Source organism: Pedobacter sp. SL55 (genome assembly GCF_026625705.1).
Classification (GTDB): Bacteria; Bacteroidota; Bacteroidia; order Sphingobacteriales; family Sphingobacteriaceae; genus Pedobacter.
Map to the genome: position 1 here is coordinate 1804908 of NZ_CP113059.1, position 24739 is coordinate 1829646.

The 24739-nt window shown below is 37.8% G+C and carries 20 protein-coding genes and 1 pseudogene; 12 read left to right on the forward strand and 9 right to left on the reverse strand.

Annotated features, from left to right (window positions below):
• Positions 1 to 93 precede the first annotated feature (93 nt).
• From xylA to OVA16_RS08215, 4 genes are all read right to left on the reverse strand, one after another.
• Entirely contained in the window at positions 94 to 1425 is a 1332-nt protein-coding gene (gene xylA / locus OVA16_RS08200) for a xylose isomerase (protein WP_267764780.1), read from the reverse strand.
• 89 nt (positions 1426 to 1514) lie between these two features.
• Positions 1515 to 2996 carry a xylulokinase gene (locus OVA16_RS08205; RefSeq protein WP_267764782.1) on the reverse strand — a complete coding sequence of 494 codons (1482 nt, stop codon included), beginning with the start codon at positions 2994 to 2996 and terminating at the stop codon, positions 1515 to 1517.
• Positions 2997 to 3165: 169 nt separating this feature from the next.
• Complete coding sequence (locus OVA16_RS08210) at positions 3166 to 4116, reverse strand: LacI family DNA-binding transcriptional regulator (protein WP_267764783.1); 951 nt, start codon at positions 4114 to 4116, stop codon at positions 3166 to 3168.
• Positions 4117 to 4205: 89 nt separating this feature from the next.
• A complete protein-coding gene (locus OVA16_RS08215) occupies positions 4206 to 5486 on the reverse strand; it encodes a DUF2130 domain-containing protein (RefSeq protein WP_267764784.1) in 1281 nt (426 codons plus the stop codon).
• A 205-nt stretch (positions 5487 to 5691) separates the two neighbouring features.
• On the opposite strand from OVA16_RS08215, the gene OVA16_RS08220 reads away from it, so the two are divergent.
• From OVA16_RS08220 to OVA16_RS08270, 11 genes and pseudogenes are all read left to right on the forward strand, one after another.
• Complete coding sequence (locus tag OVA16_RS08220) at positions 5692 to 6894, forward strand: MFS transporter (protein ID WP_267764786.1); 1203 nt, start codon at positions 5692 to 5694, stop codon at positions 6892 to 6894.
• A gap of 101 nt (positions 6895 to 6995) precedes the next feature.
• The gene (locus OVA16_RS08225) at positions 6996 to 7370 is read left to right on the forward strand and encodes a response regulator transcription factor (protein ID WP_267764787.1); all 375 of its coding nucleotides are present in this window, start codon (positions 6996 to 6998) and stop codon (positions 7368 to 7370) included.
• Between the two features lie 156 nt (positions 7371 to 7526).
• Positions 7527 to 8126, forward strand: a complete 600-nt coding sequence (locus OVA16_RS08230; protein WP_267764789.1) for a TetR/AcrR family transcriptional regulator — start codon at positions 7527 to 7529, stop codon at positions 8124 to 8126.
• Between the two features lie 79 nt (positions 8127 to 8205).
• Complete coding sequence (locus OVA16_RS08235) at positions 8206 to 9402, forward strand: efflux RND transporter periplasmic adaptor subunit (protein ID WP_267764790.1); 1197 nt, start codon at positions 8206 to 8208, stop codon at positions 9400 to 9402.
• A 10-nt stretch (positions 9403 to 9412) separates the two neighbouring features.
• A pseudogene (locus OVA16_RS08240) lies at positions 9413 to 12600 on the forward strand (efflux RND transporter permease subunit).
• A 10-nt stretch (positions 12601 to 12610) separates the two neighbouring features.
• On the forward strand, positions 12611 to 14020 hold the full coding sequence (locus OVA16_RS08245; RefSeq protein ID WP_267764792.1) for a TolC family protein: 1410 nt from the start codon (positions 12611 to 12613) through the stop codon (positions 14018 to 14020).
• Between the two features lie 182 nt (positions 14021 to 14202).
• On the forward strand, positions 14203 to 15744 hold the full coding sequence (locus OVA16_RS08250) for a S8 family peptidase (protein WP_267764793.1): 1542 nt from the start codon (positions 14203 to 14205) through the stop codon (positions 15742 to 15744).
• 223 nt (positions 15745 to 15967) lie between these two features.
• Positions 15968 to 16291 carry a helix-turn-helix domain-containing protein gene (locus OVA16_RS08255; RefSeq protein ID WP_267764794.1) on the forward strand — a complete coding sequence of 108 codons (324 nt, stop codon included), beginning with the start codon at positions 15968 to 15970 and terminating at the stop codon, positions 16289 to 16291.
• Positions 16288 to 17286, forward strand: coding sequence for a DNA cytosine methyltransferase (locus OVA16_RS08260; protein ID WP_267764796.1), 999 nt, complete (start codon positions 16288 to 16290; stop codon positions 17284 to 17286). The genes OVA16_RS08255 and OVA16_RS08260 overlap by 4 nt, the downstream gene beginning before the upstream one ends.
• The gene (locus tag OVA16_RS08265) at positions 17279 to 18328 is read left to right on the forward strand and encodes a DNA adenine methylase (protein ID WP_267764797.1); all 1050 of its coding nucleotides are present in this window, start codon (positions 17279 to 17281) and stop codon (positions 18326 to 18328) included. The genes OVA16_RS08260 and OVA16_RS08265 overlap by 8 nt, the downstream gene beginning before the upstream one ends.
• A complete protein-coding gene (locus OVA16_RS08270) occupies positions 18309 to 19379 on the forward strand; it encodes an HNH endonuclease (RefSeq protein WP_267764799.1) in 1071 nt (356 codons plus the stop codon). Before OVA16_RS08265 ends, OVA16_RS08270 begins: the two co-directional genes overlap by 20 nt.
• 18 nt (positions 19380 to 19397) lie before the next feature.
• On the opposite strand, the gene OVA16_RS08275 is transcribed toward OVA16_RS08270, so the two are convergent.
• Together OVA16_RS08275 and OVA16_RS08280 are read right to left on the reverse strand one after the other, a co-directional pair.
• Positions 19398 to 19703 carry a hypothetical protein gene (locus OVA16_RS08275; RefSeq protein WP_267764800.1) on the reverse strand — a complete coding sequence of 102 codons (306 nt, stop codon included), beginning with the start codon at positions 19701 to 19703 and terminating at the stop codon, positions 19398 to 19400.
• A 91-nt stretch (positions 19704 to 19794) separates the two neighbouring features.
• On the reverse strand, positions 19795 to 20508 hold the full coding sequence (locus OVA16_RS08280; RefSeq protein ID WP_267764803.1) for a pirin family protein: 714 nt from the start codon (positions 20506 to 20508) through the stop codon (positions 19795 to 19797).
• Between the two features lie 254 nt (positions 20509 to 20762).
• Between OVA16_RS08280 and OVA16_RS08285 the strand changes: the two genes are divergently transcribed.
• On the forward strand, positions 20763 to 21905 hold the full coding sequence (locus tag OVA16_RS08285; protein WP_267764804.1) for a putative sensor domain DACNV-containing protein: 1143 nt from the start codon (positions 20763 to 20765) through the stop codon (positions 21903 to 21905).
• Position 21906: 1 nt separating this feature from the next.
• Here the strand turns inward: OVA16_RS08285 and OVA16_RS08290 are convergent, their stop codons facing one another.
• The 3 genes from OVA16_RS08290 to proB all read right to left on the reverse strand — a co-directional run bounded on the left by OVA16_RS08290 (position 21907) and on the right by proB (position 24704).
• A complete protein-coding gene (locus OVA16_RS08290) occupies positions 21907 to 22068 on the reverse strand; it encodes a hypothetical protein (RefSeq protein WP_267764805.1) in 162 nt (53 codons plus the stop codon).
• Between the two features lie 213 nt (positions 22069 to 22281).
• Positions 22282 to 23520, reverse strand: a complete 1239-nt coding sequence (locus OVA16_RS08295; protein ID WP_267764807.1) for a glutamate-5-semialdehyde dehydrogenase — start codon at positions 23518 to 23520, stop codon at positions 22282 to 22284.
• Between the two features lie 107 nt (positions 23521 to 23627).
• Positions 23628 to 24704 carry a glutamate 5-kinase gene (gene proB / locus OVA16_RS08300; protein ID WP_267764809.1) on the reverse strand — a complete coding sequence of 359 codons (1077 nt, stop codon included), beginning with the start codon at positions 24702 to 24704 and terminating at the stop codon, positions 23628 to 23630.
• Positions 24705 to 24739 lie beyond the last annotated feature (35 nt).

Sequence of the window (24739 nt, forward strand, 5' to 3'; positions counted from 1 at the left end):
AACAATCAAATGTATTGTTCGTAAATTATAAAAACAATAGTTTGCGTGTTAAAAGTACACTTAGCGCATTGCTAAGTGTACGCTAAGGAAAAATTAAATGTATCTGTTAATTAAGTTTTCGATGTATTCTTGTTTGCCACTTCTTACTTCTGGTTCTCCGTTTTCTGCAGCATAGTTTCTTAGGTCTTCTAGCGTTAAATTACCTTTTTCAAAATCGGCACCTTTTCCGCTGTCAAAAGAGGCATAACGGTCGGTCCTAATTTTTTTGTAATCAGATTTTTGGAGAATATTATCAGCGGTAATTAGTGCTCTGGCAAATAAATCCATGCCACCAATGTGCGCATAAAATAAATCTTTCTGATCGGTAGAATTTCTGCGGATTTTAGCATCGAAATTAACGCCACCGCCTTGTAAGCCGCCACCTTCTAAAATAATCAGCATGGCTTCGGTAAGTTCGTTAATGTCGTTAGGGAACTGATCGGTATCCCAGCCATTTTGGTAGTCGCCACGGTTGGCGTCGATAGAGCCCAACAAACCATTGTCAACAGCTACTTGTAGCTCGTGTTGGAAAGTATGGCCGGCTAAAGTGGCGTGGTTTACTTCTAGGTTCAATTTAAAATCTTCCAATAAATCATATTGTTGCAAGAAAGATTTTACCGTTGCCGCATCGTAATCGTATTGGTGTTTGGATGGTTCACAAGGCTTAGGTTCAATAAAGAATGTGCCTTTAAAACCATTTTTACGGGCATAATCTTTAGCTGCATGCAAGAATTTCGCTAGGTGCTCTTGTTCACGTTTCATATTGGTGTTCAACAAGCTCATGTAACCTTCTCTGCCACCCCAGAAAACGTAGTTCTCGCCACCTAAAGCAATGGTTGCGTCTAAAGCTGCTTTCACTTGTGCGCCACCGTGGGCTAAAACGTGAAAATCAGGATTGGTTGCCGCACCGTTCATGTAACGTTGGTGACTGAACAAATTTGCCGTACCCCAAAGTAATTTAACACCACTTTCTGCCTGTTTTTGTTTGGCGTAATCAACAATTGCCTGCAGGCGACGCTCATTTTCCACAACGTTATCGGTGTAGTCAACCAAATCCACATCGTGGAAACAGTAGTAAGGCAGCTGCATCTTAGTGATAAATTCAAAAGCAGCATCCATTTTGTCTTTAGCACGTTCTACAGCATCAGTCTTTGCATCCCATGGGAAAATATGTGTTGCCCCACCGAAAGGATCTGCTCCGTTGCCATTAAACGAATGCCAGTACGCACAAGCAAATTTAAAATGCTCGTTCATAGTTTTGCCTGCTACTACTTTGTTGGCATCGTACCATCTAAAAGCAAGTGGGTTATGGCTTTCTAAACCTTCGTACTGGATTTGGTCTATACCACTAAAAAATTCTTTTTCTCCTTTAACTACTTTTGTCATTGTTGTTGTTTTAATGTTTTGGCTGATAAATTATAGTTGATGTTGGATAGTCTTTTTGTTATTTAACACTAACCATTGTCAATTAACCATTAGCTCTCTAATTGTCTAACTAATATTTCTTTCCAGTCTTGATAGATTGGCTCGTATGCTTGGGTGTTTTTTGGTTCGATGTATTTCAATACTTGATGGTTGGTAAAAGCTTCAGCTGGGCTGCTGAAAATTCCTGCTCCAACACCAGCGCCCAAAGCGGCTCCCACGCTGCCATCGTTGTCATATAGTTCTACGGGCACATTGGTTAGGTCAACAAAAGTTTGGGCAAATAAATCGCTTAAAAATAGATTGGCTCTGCCGGCCCTAATTACTTTTGGCTGCATTTGGTTTTCACGCATAATGTCTAAGCCATACCTAAAAGCAAAAGCGATACTTTCTTGCACAGCTCTAAAAATATGCGATTGCGTATGTGTATTGAGGTCGATGCCAATTAACTGTGCACGTGTATATTTGTTATTCAACATCCGCTCTGCGCCATTACCAAAAGGGAGCGCTTTTAACGATTTGCTGCCAATAGGAGCTTGCGCTGCAATGTGGTTTAGCTCGTTGTAGCTTAAATAAGGAGCGAAAGTGTGTTTAGCCCAACGATACATGCTGCCTGTGCCATTGATACACAACAAAACACCTGTTCTAACTTCTTCGGCGCTGTAGTTTACATGGGCAAAGGTATTTACCCTCGATTGTTTATCGTAAGTTAGTTGATCGCTAACCCCATAAATTACGCCCGATGTACCCGCAGTTGCCGCTACTTCTCCGGGTTGTAGTACATTTAATGATAAAGCATTGTTGGGCTGGTCGCCGGCTTTGTAAGCAACTGGGATGCCCGCTGTTAAACCTAGCAAGCTTGCCACACTTTCTCTTACTTGGCCATGCGATGAAAATAATGGTCTTATTTCTGGAATTACATGGCTATCTAAGCCGTAATGGTTTAGCACATTTTCAGAAATTTGGTTTTGCTTAAAATCCCAAAATACACCTTCTGATAACGCCGAAATACTGGTGGTAATTTCTCCTGTAAGTTTCATTGCAATGAAATCTCCAGGCAGCATCATCTTGTCTATTTTACTATAGATTTCAGGCTCGTTTGCTTTTACCCAGGCTAGCTTAGATGCCGTAAAGTTTCCTGGCGAATTGAGTAAAGTAGCAAGTGATTTTTCGTGTCCAATGCTGTCAAAAGCTTGATTGCCTAACTCAACCGCTCGGCTATCGCACCAAATGATAGAATCTCTTAATACTTCCTGATTTTGATCTACCACTACCAAGCCATGCATTTGATAGCCAATGCCAATGGCTTTAATCTCTTTTGGATTGAAGAGCCGCAAAGCATTTAGTTTAAGTATGGCTTGTTGGGTGTTGTGCCACCAATCCATAGGCGATTGCTCTGCCCAGCCAGGAGCCAAAGATTTAATGGCTGTTTCTTCTTCTGGATATTGAACAGTGGCTATACTTTTTTGGGTGGCGGCATCTACCACTGCAACTTTTATGGAAGAAGTACCTATATCAATGCCTAATAAATACATGTTGATGTGATTTTTATATTTGGTTTATGCAAACGGTTGCATAAAGGTAGCTGTTAAATCGATAATGTCAAATATTTTGAAAAAATTTTTGAAATTGAGTTCGGTTTTTCTTAGAATTTAGTTGATTCTCTTTCCACTAAAGAAGGATCGATAACGATATTTTCGATTTTTAAACCATTTTTTTTTGAATAGTACTTAAAAAAAGCTTGGCGCATTGTGCCCCCATTTGGTTAGGATGTTGATCTATAGTAGATAGGCTAGGGGTAATGTAGGCAGAAAAAGCTTCGTTGGCAAAACCAATTACACCAATTTTTGGCATTGGCTCTTCAATTTCCTTTAGTTTTTGAATTACACCCAGTGCGGTAAAATCATCAGCGGCAATAATGGCATCTGGTTTATTTGCTGATCGAATTAATTTGCCTGCTCCAAATCTTCCGTCTTTAATAGATAAACCACCTAAAATGATATGCTCTTCGTTAACTGGTAAATTATGATCGGCCAATGCCGCTTTATAACCTTTTAAACGCTCGCTAAAAATACGGATTTGATGCACAGTGGTAACGTAGGCTATGTTTTTATAACCTTGATTAATGAGATGTTGGGTGGCTAAATATCCAGCTTTAAAATCATCTAGTGTTACGGTGGGTACTTTTAATTTTTCGTGTACGCGATCAAATAAAATAAGTGGTTTATTTTGCTTAATTACCTCTTCAAAGTGCTCAACGTTTTCTGTTTCTAAAGAAAGTGAAGCCATAATACCATCAACCTGAGCTTCTAATAAGGTTTTTACGCCGTTAATTTCTGAAGCAACAGATTCGTTAGATTGATATAAAATGATGCGATAACCACTGTCTTTTAAGCCTTCTTCTATACTATGAATAATTGAAGCAAAAAAATGAGCTTGTACACTTGGTACAATAACACCAATAATGTAAGTACGACCAGACTTTAAAGCCGAAGCCAGTTTGTTGGGACTGTAATTTAATCTCTCGGCAGCCTCAATAACAGCTTTTCTAGTTGCATCGCTAATTGCCGGAAAACCGCTTAAAGCCCTAGAAACCGTAGAAACAGTCACATTTAGCTCTTTGGCAATATCGTAAATGGTGGTTTTCTTGTTCAATACTGTTGGTTAAGTGCATAACAAAGCAAACAAAAATTACCTTATTATGCAATAAATTAAAAAATTGTATGCAACCGATTGTTGATGGGTTATTCTAGCAATAGATCCTCGTCGTCGGTTAAGCTCAATTGTATATTGTCGCTACCGGCAATTCCTTCTATAGAACCACGTACATGAGCGGCATTTAACAATACTTTATCCAATTGTTTTTCTCTTGCTTTCCATAATTTTTCCATGGCATCTCTTTCTCTTTGGATAGATAATTTCATGCTCATGAAACCTTCTCTTATGGCTTTCCATTGCTCCGAAAATTCGTTGCTGGTTAAGTAATCGTAAAGCATGTGCATTTTATCGCCCTTGTTTTCTTGAGATTTTGCAGCGTTAAACAAACGTAAAATGCCGTCACGTAAAACTGCAGATAAAGCTTGTACTTCGTTGAAAGTACAAATCCAAACACCATCTCTTAAACCAAAGCAGTTCATATCTTTTGGCATATTTTGCGTAACTAAAACAGCAATTTCTGCCCCTTGGCTGCGCATATCCGTTTTTAATTTTTCAATCCAATCGTTAGCAAAAGCAACGGTACGTTTACTTTCGTAAATAATGCGCCCACACTCTTGGCCAAAATTATTGCGAACGGTTTGTATACAATCGGCACCACGAACGCCTTTACCCACTTCTTGTACTAAATCAAAAGGGAACGAACTACGTAAAAGTTCTTCCAATGCCAACTCCTGTATTTCTCCCTGTAGCTGCATGGAACCTTGTTCGGCTTTGCGTTTCATTTCTTCGGCCAGTTTTTTCTGATCTTCGAGCTGCTTATCTTTTTCGGCCAGTTTCATTTTAAAATCTAGCTCTGCTTGCGCCAAACGCTGGTTTTCTATAGTTCTAATATCTAGCGCCATCTTCTCTCTCTCTTCGGCAATTTTTTTCTGAATGGATAGCTCCATCTCTTCTTCCTTGCGTTTCATCTCGTTGGCCATTTGCAAATACTCCAGCTCTTTCTGACGTGCAGCTCTTAACTTTTCTTCATTCTCCTTATTAGCTTCGTCGGCCATTTTTAACCTATTTTCAAAATCGGCACTGATAGATTTACGTAGATTTTCGCTTACTGCGGTTTGCAAAGCTTCTTTTTCTTTGGCCAAACGTTGCTCAAAAGCGAGTTCTTGTTGTTTCTTTTGTGCTTCAAAAAGTTCTTCCTGTTGTTTTTTCTGCTGCTCAAGGGCTTGCGCCTTTTTATCAAAATCTTCTTGTTGCTTCTTCTTGAATGAGGCCATTTGCTCACGCAATTCTTTCTTATATTCTTCGGCCATTACTTCTTCTATAGGAAAAGCATGATTACAATTAGGGCATTTGATTTCTGTTGGCATAATGATCTTGATTTTTGAAAAAGAATACCAAAATTAAGCATTGTTAGCCACAGATGCAGAGATTATCTTTTAAGATAGACAAATAGCGATGCTTTGTATGTATTCAAAACGCTTTCTAATTTAATTGATGGTAGTTTTATTTTATCTGTGTATCTGTGGCTGTTTTTAGTGTTAATGATTAGTTTTGCAGCACCAACCATCGCAAATGTTCGCCAGTATTTTAAATGCCTATAAAACCTCGTTTTCTGGTTTAAGCCGAGAAACGTGGACCCTCAGTATTGTTATTTTAATTAATCGTTGCGGCTTTATGGCGGTGCCTTTTATGGGGCTTTACGTTACGCAGGCATTACACAGGCCAGAGTCTGATGCTGGAATTATTATCTCTTTATTTGGCTTAGGTTCTATTTTAGGGGCAGCGGCAGGAGGCAAGCTTACCGATGTTTTTGGCTACAGGCCAGTGCAAATTTTAGCTTCTCTTATTGGTGGAGTTTTTTTTCTGCTATTTGCTATAGTTAAAGATTTTACTTGGCTTTGTGCGCTGGCAGTTGTCATCAGTTTTTTTTCGGAAGCTTTTAGACCAGCGAATTATGCTGCCATTGCATCTTATGCGGCAAAAGGAACAGAAACCCGTTCGTATTCGCTCAATCGTTTGGCTACCAATATTGGTTGGGCTTTTGGCATTAGTATGGGTGGTATCATTGCATCTTATAATTACACCTTGCTGTTTTTGGTAGAGGGAAGCGTAAGTGTGCTGGTTGCCATAGTGATTTTCTTATTGCTGCCAAACAAAAAAATACAGCGTAAAACAGCGCAAGAAAAAAAGGAAATGAACGTTCGAAAACCTTGGAACGATATACCATTTGTTAAGTTCTTGGTTTTATCGGCCATGTTTACCACCTGTTTTTTTATGATGTTTAGGGTGGTGCCCGTTTTTTACAAAGAGGTTTGGCGCTTAGACGAATCTTTAATTGGGGTAATTCTTGGTCTTAACGGTGTGGTAATAGCTTTGATGGAAATGGTAATGATTACCAAAATAGAAAACAAACGTTCACCCATATTTTACATTGTACTCGGAGTAATTATTGTCTGCTTTTCATTTGCGGTGTTGATGTTGCCAAAGAGTTTCCCAATAACTTTAGCAGTAATTAGTATTTTACTTTTTACCTTCGGAGAGATGTTCTCCCTGCCTTTCTTTAATACTTTTGTAGTAAAGCGCAGTAACGAATATAATCGGGGTATTTATGCGGCAGGATACACGTTAAGCTGGTCGGTGGCGCAAGTGGTTGGACCAACTAGCGGGTTCAATATTGCCGAGAAATTTGGTTATCAAACCCTATGGATTGCAATTACAGCCTTATTGTTATTGTGTGCTTATTTTTTCAGTAAACTGAAATTAACCGAGGATTAAAAAAAATAAAAAAACTAAAACCATTTCAAACAAGCTTTGTTTAAGTTTAGATACCTTGAAATTTTACTAAAAATAAACTATTTAAATTAAGCTATATGCACATGAAAAAGCGCATCCATGTTTTAGAAGACGACAAAGACATTGCCTACATCATCGAATTTTTATTAAAAGATGAAGGTTACGAAATTCAAGTATCATCTACCTTTAAAGAATTGAAGGAGAAATTAAGCGATTCTATTCCAGACTTATTTATTTTAGATGTGATGTTGCCAGATGGAAATGGATTGGATATCTGCAAAGATTTAAAAAATGATGCCTTTACCAAACATATTCCAGTAATCCTGATGTCTGCCAATGTGCAGAACGAAGCATTAAGCGAAGCATCTAGTCCAGATGATTATATCAGTAAACCTTTTGATTTAGATTATATCGAAAATAGGATTAAAAGACTAATAGGCGCAAAAAAAGTAGCCTAGTAAGTTTTAGCTAAACCCATTAAAAACCCCGTTCCATTTAATTCGGAATGGGGTTTTAATTTTGAGCAATATTTTCTGACAAATAAATGATTTGGATATTTAAAACTGTTTATACATTTGCCTAACGGTGTTAAATTATTTATCACACTAATTGCAATGGGAAGTAAAGAAAGAATACAGCGACAAAAAGAAGATACTCGTAAGGGTATTTTAGCTGCTGCTTTACAAATTGTGAAACAGGAAGGTTGGGCCGCTTTAAGTATGCGTAAGATTGCAGATGTGATTGAATACACAGCTCCAATTATTTACGAGTACTTTCCAAACAAAGAAGGAATTTTGCTAGAGCTTACTAGACAAGGCTACATTAACCTAGGTTTGAAAGTTAAGGAAGCAAGGGATAGTAAAATAAAACCCGAAGACCAGCTAGAAGCGATGTGGTTGGCCTATTGGGATTTTGCCTTCGCAGAGAGCGAATTTTACCAGTTAATGTACGGTGTGCAGGTAAATTGTTGCGAGCTCTATAAAAAAATGCCCGAAGCAGAATACACTACAGACTTGTTTTATGATGCCATAGACGTGCTGATAGACAAGCAACCTGTACCTGAAGACGTATCTTGCACAAAATATTATACTTTTTGGTCGCTTATACACGGCTTAATTTCACTTACTTTGGTGCAAAAGGGAGCTAATGACGAGATCAATCAGCAGATATTGAGAAGCGCTATTAAAGCAATTATTAAAACCATTAACGACTAAACATTTTTTTTGCCCACCCATTTAACGCTGTTAAATAAATTATTAACGTAAAGTAACAACAATTTAAAAACCCAATCACATGAATCATATATACAAACAGGCGCCATCATTTAACGGTGTTAAATTATTTAACGAATGGATTATTCTTTTAGGTTTAGCGGTAGTGCTATTTCTTGCGAGTTGTACAGGTAAGGCAGAACCTATGGCAGCGGCACCTCCGCCGTTACTGCCAGTAGCTACCGTTACCACCGGCGAACAAGAAACATTTGTAGATTACCCAGCTACTATACAAGGAACTACCGATGTAGAGATAAGACCTCAAATTGCTGGTACCATTGACAGAATTTACGTAAACGAAGGTCAATTGGTAAGCAAAGGCCAGTTGTTACTGCAAATTTCTGAGCTTCCTTTTAAGGCACAGCTAAATAATGCAAAAGCAGCTTTGCAAGCGGCACAAGCTGCGGTTTTAAATGCGCAGTTGGAAATAGATAAGCTGAGCCCTTTGGTGCAAAGTAAAGTAGTGTCTGATTTCCAGTTGAAAACAGCAAAAACAACTTATCAAATTGCTTTAGCTAATGTAGAACAAGCTAAAGCAAATGTAAATACTGCTCAAATTAATTTAGGCTATACCCAAATTAAGGCACCAAGCAGTGGATATATTGGGCGTTTGCCCAAAAAACAAGGCAGTTTGGTTTCTCCATCAGATCCAGAGCCACTAACGCAACTTTCAGATGTTAATCAGGTGTATGCCTATTTTTCTCTTTCAGAAACTGATTTTATCAATTTCAATGCTAAATACGAAGGTAATTCTGTAGCCGATAGAATTAGTCATTTGCCAGCGGTAGAATTGGTCTTGGCCAATCAAAGCCTATATCCTGTTAAGGGAAAAATAGACATGATTAATGGCCAATTTGATAAAACCACAGGCGCTATTACTTTGAGAGCTGTTTTTGCCAATGCTAAAGGTTCTTTAAGATCTGGTAATACCGGTAAAATTAGATTAGGCCTATCTCATGAAAACACCATTCTGGTCCCTCAATCTGCAACGGTAGAAATGCAAGATAAAATCTTTGTATTCGCAGTTGGAAAAGACAACAAAGTGAACAAGGTAGCTATTGCTATTGACGGTAAAAATGGTACAGATTATTTGATCAAAGATGGCCTAAAATCGGGAGATCAAATTGTTTTAAGCGGCTTAGATAAATTGCAAGATGGGCAGTTGATTCAACCTGAGAAAAAAGCAGAAAGAACAGCCCAATTAATTTCTAAAAAATAACAACAAGATAATGTTTAAGATATTTATACAAAGGCCAGCATTTGCTACGGTAATCTCCATTTTGTTGGTGATACTTGGTGTGCTTGGTTTAACTAAATTGCCGCTCCAACAGTTTCCAGATATTGCACCGCCATCGGTTCTGGTTACTGCGGTTTATCCGGGTGCAAATGCCGAAACTGTGCTGCGTTCGGTGGCGCCATATATAGAAGAATCAATTAACGGAGTGGAGAACATGACCTACATGAGCTCTACTGCTAGTAACGATGGTACGTTGGCAATTACCGTATTCTTTAAGTTAGGAACAAACGCTGATCAAGCGGCAGTAAACGTACAAAATAGGGTGGCACAAGCTACCAGTCAGTTGCCTGCGGAAGTGGTGCAACAAGGTATTACTACGGCTAAACAGCAAAATAGTTTCATCATGGCTATTGGTATGTTTACCGAAGACGAGGCCAAATACGATCAAACTTTTGTAGCCAATTATGCACAAATCAATATCATTCCAGAAATAAAAGGATACCCGGCGTGGGTGCTGCAAGTATTTTTGGTGGTGTAAAAGATTACTCGATGCGAGTTTGGTTAAACCCAACGCAAATGGCTACTTATAAGGTTACGCCAAATGAAGTAATGGGTGCTATACAGGATAAAAGCTTAGAGGCTGCACCAGGAAAATTTGGAGAGCGAAGCAACGAGGTTTTCGAATATGTAATTAAATACAAAGGCAAGCTAACTAAACCAGAAGAGTATGAAAATATTGCTATCAGAACAAATGCGGATGGTTCTATACTGCGCTTAAAGGATGTAGCCAGAGTAGAATTGGGCGCTTATTCTTATAACAGTTTAACCCGTTTAAACGGACAAAAAGGTATTGTAATTGGGGTAATACAGTTGGCTGGATCTAACTCTAACGATATACAGATTGCTATTAACAAATTGCTAGAAAAAGCAGCGAAAGATTTTCCGAAGGGAATTAAACACAATGTTTTTTACAGTACAAAAGTAGCATTAGACCAGTCCATAGATCAGGTAATACACACCTTAATTGAAGCATTTCTTTTGGTGTTTATTGTAGTGTTTATCTTTTTGCAAGATTTTAGATCAACACTTATTCCTGCCATTGCGGTGCTTATTGCTATTTTGGGTACGTTCTTCTTTATGCAGCTGTTTGGGTTTTCTATTAACCTTTTAACCTTGTTTGCATTAATTTTGGCTATTGGTATTGTGGTAGATGATGCCATTGTGGTAGTTGAGGCAGTACATGCTAAAATGGAACATAAACACTTGGCGCCTAAGGTAGCTACCCACGAAGCCATGAGCGAAATTACTGGGGCCATTATTTCAATTACGCTGGTAATGGCGGCAGTTTTCTTGCCAGTTGGTTTTATGGAAGGCTCTACCGGATTGTTCTACCGCCAGTTTGCCTTTACCTTGGCCATTGCTATTGTAATTTCGGCAGTAAACGCTTTAACCTTGAGCCCTGCTTTGGCAGCCTTGTTTTTAAAAGACAACCATTCAGGTGCTGCTCATGATGATGAGCAACTGGTTAAAAAAGGCTTTAAAGAAAAATTCTTCAACGGCTTTAACAGCAGCTTTAACTCATTAACCAAACGTTATGTGAACAGCTTAAAGTTTTTAATTAAAAACAGATGGTTAAGTTTAGGCGGTTTAACCTTAATAACGTTAGCTACCATTTGGATGGTAAAAACTACCCCATCGGGCTTTATCCCAACAGAAGATCAAGGTTTTATTGCCATTTCTGTATCAACTCCATCGGGTACTTCGTTAGATGGAACCCAAAAGGTAATGACAGAAGCGGAGAACATTTTGGGCAAGCTAGATGCATCAAGATTTGTTACTGCAATTTCTGGTTTCAATCTTTTGACCAATTCAACCAGTCCTTCTTCGGCAGTAGTTTTCGTGTTGCTAAAACCAACAGAAGAACGAGGAAAGGTAAAGAATATAGATGAAATTATGAACCAAGTGAGAGGAGCTTTAGGTGCAGTTTCTGGTGGAAGTTTCTTTGTGTTCAGTTTTCCAACGGTACCAGGTTTTAGTAATGTGGAAGCTTTGGACTTAGTGCTGCAAGATAAAACTGGTGGTAAATTGGATAAATTCAGTGGTATTTCGCAACAATTTATTGGCGAGCTGATGAAACAACCTGCCATCGCCGTAGCTTTTACCAGTTTTAAAGCAGATTATCCTCAATTGGAATTAGACATCAATCAGGAAAAAGCAGACCAGCTAGGGGTAAGTGTGAAAGATATTTTGCAAACCATGCAGGCTTATTTTGGTAGTGCACAGGCATCAGATTTTAACCGATTTGGTAAATATTACAGGGTAATTGTACAAGCCGATATTGCAGATAGGGCAGACCCAGCATCTATCGATAGGGTTTTTGTAAAGAATAAAAGTGGCGAAATGGTGCCAATTAATACCTTAGTTAGTTTGCGCAGAATTTACGGCTCAGAAACGGCATCGAGGTATAATTTATTTAACTCTATTGCTGTAAATGCGATACCAAAGCCTGGCTTTAGTTCTGGAGATGCCATTAAAGCGATAGAAGAAGTTGCCGCTAAACAGCTGCCTGCGGGTTATAGTTATGAGTTCTCTGGTCAAACAAGAGAAGAAATCTCATCGGGAGGCCAATCGGCAGTAATTTTTATGTTGTGTTTGGTGTTTATCTACTTCTTGTTGGCTGCGCAATACGAAAGTTATCTGTTGCCATTGGGTGTTATACTTTCTATTCCAGTTGGTGTATTTGGGGTTTTTGCAGCCATCGGCTTTGCCGGGATAGCCAACAACATTTATGTGCAGGTAGCACTGGTAATGTTGATTGGTTTGTTGGCTAAAAATGCCATTCTAATTATCGAATTTGCCGCCCAACGCAGAAGAGCGGGTAAACCTTTGCTAGCCGCCGCACTAGAAGCTGCCAAGTTAAGGTTGCGTCCTATCATCATGACCTCTTTAGCGTTTGTTGTGGGCTTGGTGCCAATGATGTTCGCTTCGGGGCCATCGGCACAAGGTAACCACAGTATCAGTATTGGTGCAGCTGGTGGCATGGTTTCGGGCGTAATTTTAGGCTTGTTTATCATCCCAGTGCTCTTTATCATCTTCCAATATTTACAAGAAAAAGTAACTGGTGTACCCTTAGCGGTAACTAATGCAAAGGCAGCACACGAACATCAAGAAAACCATTAAGCATATCAAAATGAAATCTTATATCTATAGTTTTTTTATCTTATTACTTCTTGGGAGCTACGGTTGTAGCATCCCGAGAAGCGTAATTAATCCAATTAACGATACTCCCTCACAATACAGAGGCTTGGCTAATGCAGATACATCGAGCATTGGTAAACTTCCAATAAAAGAATTTTTTGCCAACCAGTCTATTAAACAGTTGTTAGATAGTGCTATTGAGCGAAATATTGATTTACAAATTGCCCTAAAGAATATTGATGCGGCTAATTTGTTATTAAAAAGAGCCAGAATGGGCAACTTGCCGCAATTAAATTTACAAGTTGCGGCCAACTCTAGCCGCCCTTCAGAAAATAGTTTGAATGGTCTTAGTGCTTCACAATTTTTGAAAACCAGTCATATCGAAGATTTTAATGCAAACCTGGCACTAACTTGGGAGGCCGATATTTGGGGAAAGATTAGCAAGCAGAAAGAAGCTGCTTATGCCACTTATTTACAAACCGAAGAAGCAAAAAAAGCAGTGCAAACTCGTGTAGTTGCTATGGTAGCCACAGGTTTTTACCAGCTGTTACTGTTAGATGCGCAACTAGCCATTGCTAAAAAAAACGTACTACTTACAGATAGCACCTTGAAAATGGTAAGTAAGCAGTTTGATGCCGGGCAGGTAACCTTATTGGCTGTGCAACAAACCGAGGCGCAATTGCTTAGTGCCAGTCAGCTTATTCCGCAAATTACACAGGCCATAAGCATTCAAGAAAATGCCTTAAGCGAGCTAACGGGGAAATTTCCAACGGCTATAGAGCGCAAAGCGACATTGGCAGAATTGGAAATTCCTACGCAATTAGCTGTAGGTGTGCCAGCAACCATGTTAGCGATAAGGCCCGATGTAAGAAGTGTAGAGTTGGGTTTAAGAATTTCCAATGCCAAAGTTGGCGTAGCCAGTGCAAGTATGTACCCATCATTAACCATAACGGCTACTGGCGGATTGAACTCCTTTAAGGCAAGCAACTGGTTTAATATTCCAGCATCGCTATTTGGTGTGGTTGGTGCGGGCATTGTACAGCCCATTTTTAATCGCAAAGAGCTAAAAACCCAATTTGAGCTGGCAAAAGTAGAACGCGAAAAATCGGTACTGTTGTTTAGGCAATTGGTAATACAGGCTGTGGTAGAGGTGGCTAACGAGCAATCTAAGTTGGAGAACTTGCAAACCGAATTTGGCATTGCCCAAAACAGAGTAAAAACTTTGAAATCGGCGGTAAAAAATGCCGATTTGTTGTTTAAAAGCGGTATGGCTAATTACCTAGAAGTGATTACGGCTCAATCTAACTTATTGCAAGGCGAACTAGACTTGGCGAGTTTAAAAACAGCGCAATTGAATGCAAGCGTAGGTTTGTACAGAGCGTTGGGCGGTGGATGGTTGTAGATTAGTTTATTAGTTATTTTTAAAGTATCTGAGCGTAGGTTAAGTCAAATAATAAAACTTTTTTGTGTTAAGTATTTGTTAAAGCGACAGTTTAAATGCAGTTGTGTTGCAATAATAATTGTGAATTATAATAAAACACTGTAACTTGCCGTTTCTTAACAACTTAATTTATAATTACACAAATGAATAAAAATCAAATTAGAAGCCTAGTTGCATTAGCTTTATTGGCAACTGGTCCTTTGTTTGCATCTGCCCAATCGCAAAAGAAAAACTGGTATAACTTAGATTTAAAAGCAGATAGCGTTTTTGGTATAAGTACTGAAAAGGCATACAATGAATTGCTAAAAGGCAAAAAATCTACTACTGTAATTGTTGGTATTTTAGATAGCGGTGTTGATGGCGTTCACGAAGATTTGAAATCTGTAATGTGGGTAAACAAGAAAGAGAAAGCAGGAAACGGTAAAGATGATGACAAAAATGGTTATATCGATGACGTTAATGGCTGGAGCTTTTTAGGTGGTAAAGGTGGAAACATTAATCAAGAAACTTTAGAGTTAACTCGTTTAATTCGTAGAGATGCAGCTCGTTTTGCAAACACTACAGAAGAGAACGTATCTGCTAAAGATAGACCGGCTTTTGAGGCTTATTTAGCCATGAAGAAGGATTTTGATAAAGGTTTGGCAGAAGCTAAAACTGGTTTGCAAAGGTTCGAGACCGTTAAAAATACGGTAGAAGCAATTACGAAAAAAATAGGTAAAGAGAATCCTACAGTAGAGGATATCAAGAATTTTGAAGCAGAAGGCCAGATTGAAAACAGTATCAAAAATACGTTGATTAGAGCCTTGGCTAACATGGATTATAAAACTTTTTATAATACCCAGATTAAACCAGGTTACGATCATTTCTACGATCAAGTAAATTATAACTATAACTTGTCTTTTAACCCTCGTAACTTAGTTGGCGATAACGAAAATGACAGCAATGAGCGTATCTATGGTAGCACAGATTCGAAAGGTCCAGATCCTTCTCATGGTACACACGTAGCTGGTATTGTTGGTGCTGATCGTAAAAACAACTTAGGTATTCAAGGTGTTGCAGACAATGTATTATTAATGGCGGTACGTAATGTGCCAAATGGTGATGAGCGTGATAAAGACGTAGCAAATGCTATCCGCTATGCGGTAGATAATGGTGCTAAAGTATTAAATATGAGCTTTGGTAAAGCTTACTCATGGGATAAAAAAGTAGTTGATGATGCGGTAAAATATGCAGTAAGTAAAGATGTTTTATTGGTGCACGCTGCTGGTAACGACAATAAAAACTTGGACGTGGAAACCAACTTCCCTACTAATAAATATGAAGATGGAACTTTAGCTGATGCTTGGTTAACCGTGGGTGCTTCAACACCGTTTAATGACAAAAGATTGAAAGCTTCTTTTTCTAACTACGGAAAAACTACAGTAGATGTATTTGCTCCTGGTTTCGGTATTTATTCTACTTACCCAGATCAAAAATACCAAGATAACAATGGTACCAGTATGGCATCTCCAGTGGTTGCTGGTTTAGCGGCTTTAATCCGTTCTTACTATCCAAAGTTAAAGGCTACACAAGTAAAAGAAATCATCATGAAATCTGTAGAAAAAGCAGATGCTTTAAAAGATATTTCGGTTACTGGTGGTGTAGTTAACGCTTATAATGCATTAAAATTAGCCGCAACTTACTAGTTAAGTGAAAAGTATAAAGGCAAAAGTAAAAATTACGAGTTGCCGTAGATGATAAAGCGTTCCGATAAAATCGGGGCGCTTTTTTATTGAATTGCCATCTAGCTGTTGCTGCTAAATATCTTACATTTCTTAAAATTAAATTTGACGAAAGACCTAATCGATCAGAAAACTTGTTTTACATTTGCTAAAAATAGATCAAATCTTTTTTTAGTTAAATTGTAACATGGCAAGTTTCGGACAATTCATAAAAATAGAAAGAGAAAAAAGGGAATGGACACAAACAGAATTTGGTGCAAAGATTGGCATCAATACAAGTGCCATTAGCCGTATTGAAAATGGAGGCCAAAAGTTTAGTAAAACAAAATTGAAAAAGTTAGCGGAGTTGTTTCAGGTTGAAGTACAGGTTGTTATAGATTTGTTTTTTGCGGATAAATTTGCCCGAGAAGCTTTTAAATATAAATGCTCGGATTCGGTTTTTAGTGTAGCCGAAAATACCGCAAACTACATTAAAAGTAAAACCTTAAAACGAAGAGTACTCGAATTATGAAAGGAAAACTAAAATATATTGATTTGTTTTCTGGCTCGGGTGGTTTTTCTCTGGGTTTCGACCTTAAAGGCTTTCAGAACGTTTTTTCTATAGATATAGAACCAAGTTTTTGCGAAACTTACAAATACAATTTCCCAAAGCATCAACTCATTGAAAAAGATATTTGTGACTTGAGTGATGCTGAAATATCCTATTTAAAAGAGTTTGAAGAAATAGATGTTGTGATTGGCGGGCCACCGTGCCAAGGTTTTAGTATGGCAGGCAATATTGGACGTAAATTTATAGAAGACCCTAGAAATAAGTTGTTTAAGGAATTTGTAAGGGTGGTAAATGTTGTTCGTCCAAAGTTTTTTGTAATGGAAAATGTTGCCAGACTGTACAACCATAATAAAGGAGAAACAAGAAAAGAAATCATTAAAGATTTCCAGAAAATTGGATATAACGTAGAGTGTAAAATTCTTAATTCGGCAGATTTTGGCGTGCCGCAAGTTAGACAAAGAGTAATCTTTATTGGCTCTAATCAGAACCGAGAAATTATTTTTCCAGAAAAATCTGTAAAAAGATATTTGACAGTTAAAGAAGTGTTGGATGATTTTCCACCATTAGAATCGGGCGAAGAATCAACAATTCCGAATCATGTAGCAATGAACCATTCTGAGCAAATGCTCGAAAAAATGAGTTATGTAAAAGATGGTGGTAGTAGGGAAGAGATACCAGTAAATATTAGACCAAAATCAGGCGATATAAGGAAATACATACGTTATAAAAGTAATGAGCCATCGGTTTGTGTAACAGGTGATATGAGGAAAATATTCCATTATGAGCAAAATAGAGCATTAACTGTAAGAGAATTGGCAAAATTACAGTCGTATCCCAATAGCTTTGTGTTTAAAGGTTCTAAAATCTCGCAGCAACAGCAGGTAGGTAATTCTGTTCCGCCCAAAATGGCAGAGGCAATTGCAGAAGCAATCATTAAAATGTCTGAGCATGTTTAAGTATCCAAAAGTTAACTATATAGGAAATAAGGAAAAAATTGCAAAGTGGATTTGCGATCAATTTCCAAGTGATGCAAAAACTTTATTTGATGCTTTTTCTGGTGGCTGCTCGTTAAGCTACGAGGCCAAATTTAAAGGATTTGAAGTTTATACAAACGATATTTTAAAAATCAACTATCATATTGCAAAAGCTTTGATACAGAACAATTCTACTGTTTTGTCAAAAGAAGATGTAGAAACTATTTTTTCGGGCGAGCCGTTTGAAGGCTTCATGTTTAAAAATTATTCGGAGGTATTTTTCTTTCCTGAAGAATGTAAAGAGCTTGATTTGTATAGAGCGAATATCGAAAAACTGGATTCTGAAATTAAGAAATCAATAGCTTTTGCTTTAATGCGTAGAACAATGATTCGCAAAATGCCTTATTCGCGTTTTAATATCAATTGGGAAAAAATTAAGCAATTGAGAGATGAAGAATACAGTTATGAAAAATATAAAAGAAAAAGAGCCTATCATAACGAATCTTTCAAGCATCATTTCTTACAAAATGTAAATGATTATAATAATGCTATTTTTAATAACTCAAAAAACAATGTAGCCTATAATGATGATATTTTTAACTTATTGGACCATGTTAAAGCAGATATTATTTATTTAGATCCACCCTATACTGGTACTATGAATAATTACTTTGGCTTTTATGGGCTGATAGATGATTATATTTCCATGTCAAAAACTGCCCCGTTCCAAAATAATTTTATTGATAGAAAAACAGTTAGCTCATTGTTTGATAAGCTGTTTTCAAAATTGTCAAACTTTAAATACTGGTATTTAAGTTATAACAATTCCTCTTTTCCAACAAAAGATGAGTTGTTATACTTGCTCAACAAATATTCAAGCAATGTTAAGGTTGTTGAGCGTAAACACAATTACAAAATAACCGGTAAAGAACGAAAAGAGGTAAATAAGGAGTATTTATTTATTGTAGAGAATCAATTTAAGGAAGAGAATAAGGAAAGAAAATATGCCACAACAGAATTATGAAAAGTATTGGAAATTAACCAACGCTTTTACCGATTATAATGGTAAAAAATTTTTAGATACATTAGCCGTTTGCATTCATTTCATTGATCAATTTACTCATGAACCATACACTGAAGAAAAATATAACAGACTTCAGCTCGAAGTGCAAAAGGTAAACCCAATTAATTTAATATCCGTACGCAAATCAATAAATCAGCTAGTTAAAATGGGGTTTATCAATCCATTTTTGGTTTCTTACCATCCTCAAGCTAAAGAATATATAACGGCCAAAACAAATAAGAAGAGAGAAACGATTTTGTCTAAAATAATCTATTCTAATTCGAGCTTTAATAGAGCTGTAAACAATGCTTCACAAATAAGGCAAATTAACTTTTTAATTCAAACCTTAATTGAGAAAGGTAAATTATCTAAAGAAGAAATTATTGCTTTAATGCTGGTTGATATTGAGTCGCACAATAAAACATTTATTGAAGCAGAGGAATTACAGCGCTACGTGGCAGAGGCTAAAGATATCGGTTTTATTGATAGAAAATACAATCAAATAGGCTATTTATATAACATTTTGAGTAAGCTCGACGATTTGGTTTTTGTTAACGATGATTTGTATTTTATAGAAGATGCAGTGCAGATTTTTGGAGAAGAATTAAGAGCTACGGTAAAGAGAAGAGATCCTTATTTGCATAGGCTATATAAAAATCAGCTACAAGAAGAGTGCGAAGAGTTGTATGGCAACACAATTTGTGTTTTGGAGAAATTAAGGTATCCGGTTTTAATAGCTAGTCATATTAAACCGTTTATAGAATCTAACGATACAGAAGCCTACGACCCTAACAATGGCTTACTTTTAAGCAGAACCATTGATTCGCTATTTGACCTAAAATATATTTCATTTACAGATGAAGGGCAAATAATTTTCTCAAAGCGATTATCTGGAGATGTGGTAGCGTTTTGGAAAGACTACCGCTTAGATAAAAAAATATTAAATAAAGAAAGGCAGAACTATTTGGCTTATCATAGGCAATTACTACTAAACATAGACGCAATTGCTTAAAGTAACGTGTTTACTTAACTAATGATTATTTTTATCCAACGCTTGATAAATTTCTGCATAGAGTAGGCCACTACCGCCACCGTAGTGTTTTACCACCTGGGTTTTCATTTCCAGTTTTTTAAGATGAAGTTTGATTTCCTCTTCGTCTGTTGCTGTTATGCCCGAGCCTATTAAAGCAATATCAAACTTAATGGCGTTACAACGTTCTAAAGCACTCTGTAGTGATAAAGCAATGAAAGCGTTCCAATCTTCCCTTTGGTCTATCAAGCGTGCTATCGTTTCTGCTATGCGCTGGTTGGTACAAACTATTAAGATATTTGTCATTTGCTTTTGTTTTTTAGCCACAGATGCACAGATAAAAATCAATTAGAATAAATGTTCTAAAAAAATCTGTGCATCTGTGGCTTAATTAAACTTAAAATTGCATTGGAACTTCCATCACTAAAAACTCCGCATCGGTATCTGCAACAACTTCAAAGCTATCGGTGTCCCAAATTCCAAATCCATCTCTCGTATCAACCTCTTGGCCGTTTATTTTAATACTGCCTTTAAGTACGAAAACGTAGGCTCCGTTTCCTTCTTTGTGCAGTTGGTAGGTTTTTGTAGTTTCGGCATCAAACCTTGCCATGTTAAACCAAGCATCTTGATAAATCCATACGCCAGCATCATCAGCATTTGGCGAAAGCACTTGTACGAACTCGTTTCTAGTTGTTGCGTCAATAGTGATTTGATCGTAACGAGGCTCCACATTTCTTTTGTTAGGGAACACCCAGATTTGTAGAAATTTAGCAGGATTTGCTGCATCAGGATTATATTCTGAATGGTAAACACCAGTTCCTGCGCTCATTACCTGTATTTCTCCAGATTGGATTGTAGCCGTAGTTCCCAAACTATCTTTATGTTGTAAAGCTCCTTCCAATGGGATGGAGATAATTTCCATGTTATCATGCGGATGCTCTCCAAATCCCATTCCACCGGTTACGAAATCATCATTTAAAACTCTTAATGCACCAAAGTTGATGCGCTCTGGGTTGTAATATCCAGCGAAGCTGAAAGAGTGAAAGCTTTTTAACCAACCATGGTCTGCGGTGCCACGAGTGTTGGCTTTGTGTAATACGGTCTGTGCCATAATTTTTTTCTCCTTTGTTGATACAAATTTACGGCACTTGTTTAAGGTGGATATTGATGTAGGATAAGAAAGTTACGAAGTCCGAAGTCCGTAAGAAAATGGGCATACAAGGTACTAATATTTTGAGGGAGTGACTAAACCTTTGTTATGTTTTGCTTTTCTATTTAAACAACCAAACAACCAAAACTGTCTTGCAATCGTCATTCGTCAATCTAAAATCGTAATTTGCAGAACCAAATAGATAAATTAGTAACATGATTAATCGGGCTACCTACCAAGCGGCGCAAATTGTTGCACCCACCATAGAAACACACTTTGCAAGGCATTTGGCAGAAGCTAGCGCCAAAGGAGAGCTTGATTTAGCTCCACAACCGCCAGCTAGGGTAGTAGAAGCTATTTTAGATGCCGCTTTTTGGAGTAGTTTGAGAAAAGAGGAAGGCCATTCTCCCAAAATTTCTATTGCTTTTTTACCACCAGAACAAGCGGTTAAGCCTTTGCTTTTTAAGCAGAATTTGCCTTTAAACCCCAATGTGCTTACTAAGTTGGCACCAGGTGTAGAGCGTGGAGGTATCCATATTGGAGTATGGCACGATGGTTACGATTTGTACGTGTGGGGCACTACTTTAAATATTCCTAATTATTGTTTTGTGGTTGATGTTTCTGAACCCGCGTTGTTGGTGGTAAAACATCGCCGTATGGCTGGTTTTGGTAAGTTTACCAATGTTGCCGTTTTAAAAGGAGATCAGATTAAAATTGTTAACGAAAATGCCCCAAAAACAGGAGAGTGCCCAAGCATACTAATGTCGCTACTGGATTTAACTGCCGAAAGTTACTGGAGTGATACTGCAAATATCTTGATACAGCTATCGGTTTCTATGCGTGCCCATGGTAGAGGCGGTGCGGTATTAATGGTGCCGCAAGATAACGACAATTGGCGTCAGTCGGTTATTCATCCTATTAGTTATGGTTTAACGCCATCTTTTAAAGGATTGGCAGATTTGGTGCGCAGAGATAGGGAAGATGCCAGCGATATATTTTGGCAAACGGCACTGAAACGTGAAATAGACCACTTAGCTGGTTTAACTGCAGTAGATGGAGCCACCGTAATTACCGACGAATACGAATTGTTAGCTTTTGGAGCTAAAACAGGCAGGGCAAACAGTAGTGAGCATATTCAGCAAATTTCTTACACCGAACCTATTAATAATGCAGAGCCATTGGTGGTGCACCCCGCAAAAATTGGCGGTACAAGGCATTTGTCGGCTGCCCAATTTATCTTCGACCAACGAGATGCATTAGCACTAGTTGCTTCGCAAGATGGCCATTTTACTGTTTTTAGCTGGTCTAAATCTTTAAATATGGTACAAGCGCAACGAATAGATACGTTGTTGTTGTAATTTAAGCCGTAATTGCGGCAAAAATAATAGTAGCAACTAACATTAACAGCATTGCAACTCTGTCTGCTACTACTCTTTGTTTATAGGTAGAAGGTTTTGCCACTTGCTTTTCGCGAGCTCCGTAAAATAATGTGGTGGCGGCTTGTTGTACGTTTGCTATCATGTCTTTTCCCTCCTTTTGTAATAAACTATAAACAAAGACGAAGCCAAAAAGGTGTGGAAATGTGAATAAATAGCGTTTTGTTACAAAAAACAGAATAAGTACGTATAAAACTTAAAGGTAGTAAGTGTTTATACGTGCTTATTTCAGCAAAGTAATTCAATTTAACTGTCTAGTTTTTAATAGGCTGTAGTGTTTGGTAAACAATCAAACTCGTTAATTTCTCACTTGTCCGTCGCCAATTACCAACCATTTGTAACTGGTTAATTCTTCTAATGCCATTGGCCCGCGGGCGTGAAGTTTTTGTGTGCTAATTCCAATTTCGGCACCTAAGCCAAACTGAGCACCATCGGTAAAAGCTGTAGAAACATTGGCGTATACCGCTGCGGCATCAACCTGGTTTAAAAATAAAGTGATATTTGCAGCGTCTTCTGAAATAATTGCCTCGCTATGTTTCGAGCTATGTGCAGCAATATGATCTAGCGCTTCCTCAATATCCCTTACTACTTTTACTGCTAATTTTAATGATAAAAATTCGGTGCCAAAATGTGCTGGTGTTGCTTGGTGCAATAAAGAACTCGGGTAAGTATCTTTAAGTAAGGCGTAACTGGCTTCATCTGCATAAAGTTCTACATTTTTATCAGCCAATGGCGATAAAAGCTTTGGAATATCAGCTAATCGGTTTTGGTGTATTAAAGCACAATCTAAGGCGTTACAAACACTTACCCTTCTGGTTTTCGCATTGGCGATAATTTGCTGGCCTTTTTCTAAATTTCCAGTAGCATCAAAGAAAGTATGCACAATACCCGCACCAGTTTCAATTACCGGAATTTTACTGTTTTTACGAACGTAGTTGATCAAAGATTGGCTTCCCCTGGGTATCAACACATCTACAAAACCCACTGCATTTAACAAAGCTTCGGTAGCAGATCTATCGGCTGGTAATAAGGTCAATACATCTTTATTAATTTGATGTTTCTCTAACACTTCGTGAATAACCTTAACTATCGCCAAGTTCGAAAATTCGGCATCGCTACCACCTTTCAAGATAGCCACATTTCCAGTCTTAAAGCAAAGCGAAAATACATCTACGGTAACGTTAGGCCTAGCTTCGTAAATAACGCCAACAACACCTAAAGGCACACGTACTTTTTTAATGTTAAGGTTGTTTGGTAAAGTACGCTCATTAATTACATTCCCCAGCGGATTAGCCAATATTACTACATTTTTAACATCGTCAGCTATTGCCTTAATTCGTTCTGTAGTTAATTGTAAACGGTCATATTTTGGGTCGGCTTTGTCCATTCTATCCAAATCTTTTTGGTTTTCGGTAAGCATAAAATCGGTGTTTTTTATTAGCGCATCAGCTAAACTAGTAAGTGCCAAATTAATGGTTTCATTGTTTAGCGAAATGATGTTTCTGGTAGCTTGTTTGGCTTGTTGGAAATGGTTCATTTTTGAGTGGTCAGGTGTTAGGTATTAGTGGTCAGGTATCAGGTGTTAGGGGGCAGTAATTATAAGTCGCCGACTTGTCTTCCGACTTTGGACATCCAACTTTCGGACTATATGGCGTAAAAATAATCGTAATGTACCAGCGGTTTTTGGTTTTTTTGGCCAATGCGTTCTTTGGCTTTATCAGAACCATATTTGGCAATACCCAAACCAATTAATTTTTCATTTTCATCCAAAATTTTAATGATATCTCCTTTTAAAAAATCGGCTTTAATAGCGATGATGCCAATGGGCAATAAACTGGTGGCTTTGCCAGACGTAAGCACCTGTTTTGCACCCTCATTTAATTGCACTATGCCTGTTGCCGCAGTTTCTGCATGGGCAATCCATTTCTTTTGGCCAGATTTAATCTTGTCGGCAACAAAATGGGTATGAACAGTTTTTCCTGCTAACAAATTGATAAGTACATTGTCGTTTTTACCATTGGTAATATGTACGTTGATGCCCAGTTTGGCTGTTTTTTGGGCGATGGTAGATTTGGTAATCATACCGCCTCGGCCAAATTCCGATTTGCCGGTACTCACAAAATTGCTCAAGTCGGTTAGCGTTCCCGTTACTTTCTCAATTACTTTTGAGCTTTCAAGTTTAGGGTCGCCATCGTAAATTCCGTTAACATTAGAAAGGATAAACAAAGCATCGGCATTCATCATGGCTGCAATTAATCCGGCAAGTTCATCGTTGTCGGTAAACATTAGTTCTGTAACCGAAACCACATCATTTTCATTAACCACCGGAATTACATTGTTTTGCAACAAAATTTGCATACAGTTTTTCATGTTTAGGTAGTGTACACGGTCTCTAAAATCTTCTTTGGTTACTAAAACTTGCGCACATTTAATTTGATGCTTTTCGAAATAGCCTGAGTAGGTGTGGATTAGTTTAACTTGCCCAATTGCAGCCAATAACTGGCGGGTGGCTACTGCATCTTGTTTCTCGGAAACTTTAATTAAGCTACGGCCAGAGGCTACTGCTCCAGAAGAAACTAAAATTACTTCGATACCTTTTTGTTTTATTGCCGCAAGCTGATCTACCAAATGGGCAATGCGCTCATTATCTGGTAAACCGTTGGCTTGTGTAATTACGTTAGATCCTATTTTAACAACTATTTTTTTGTACTGTAATGCCATTGCTGTGTTTAGAACTGCTAATCTACCAAATAAGT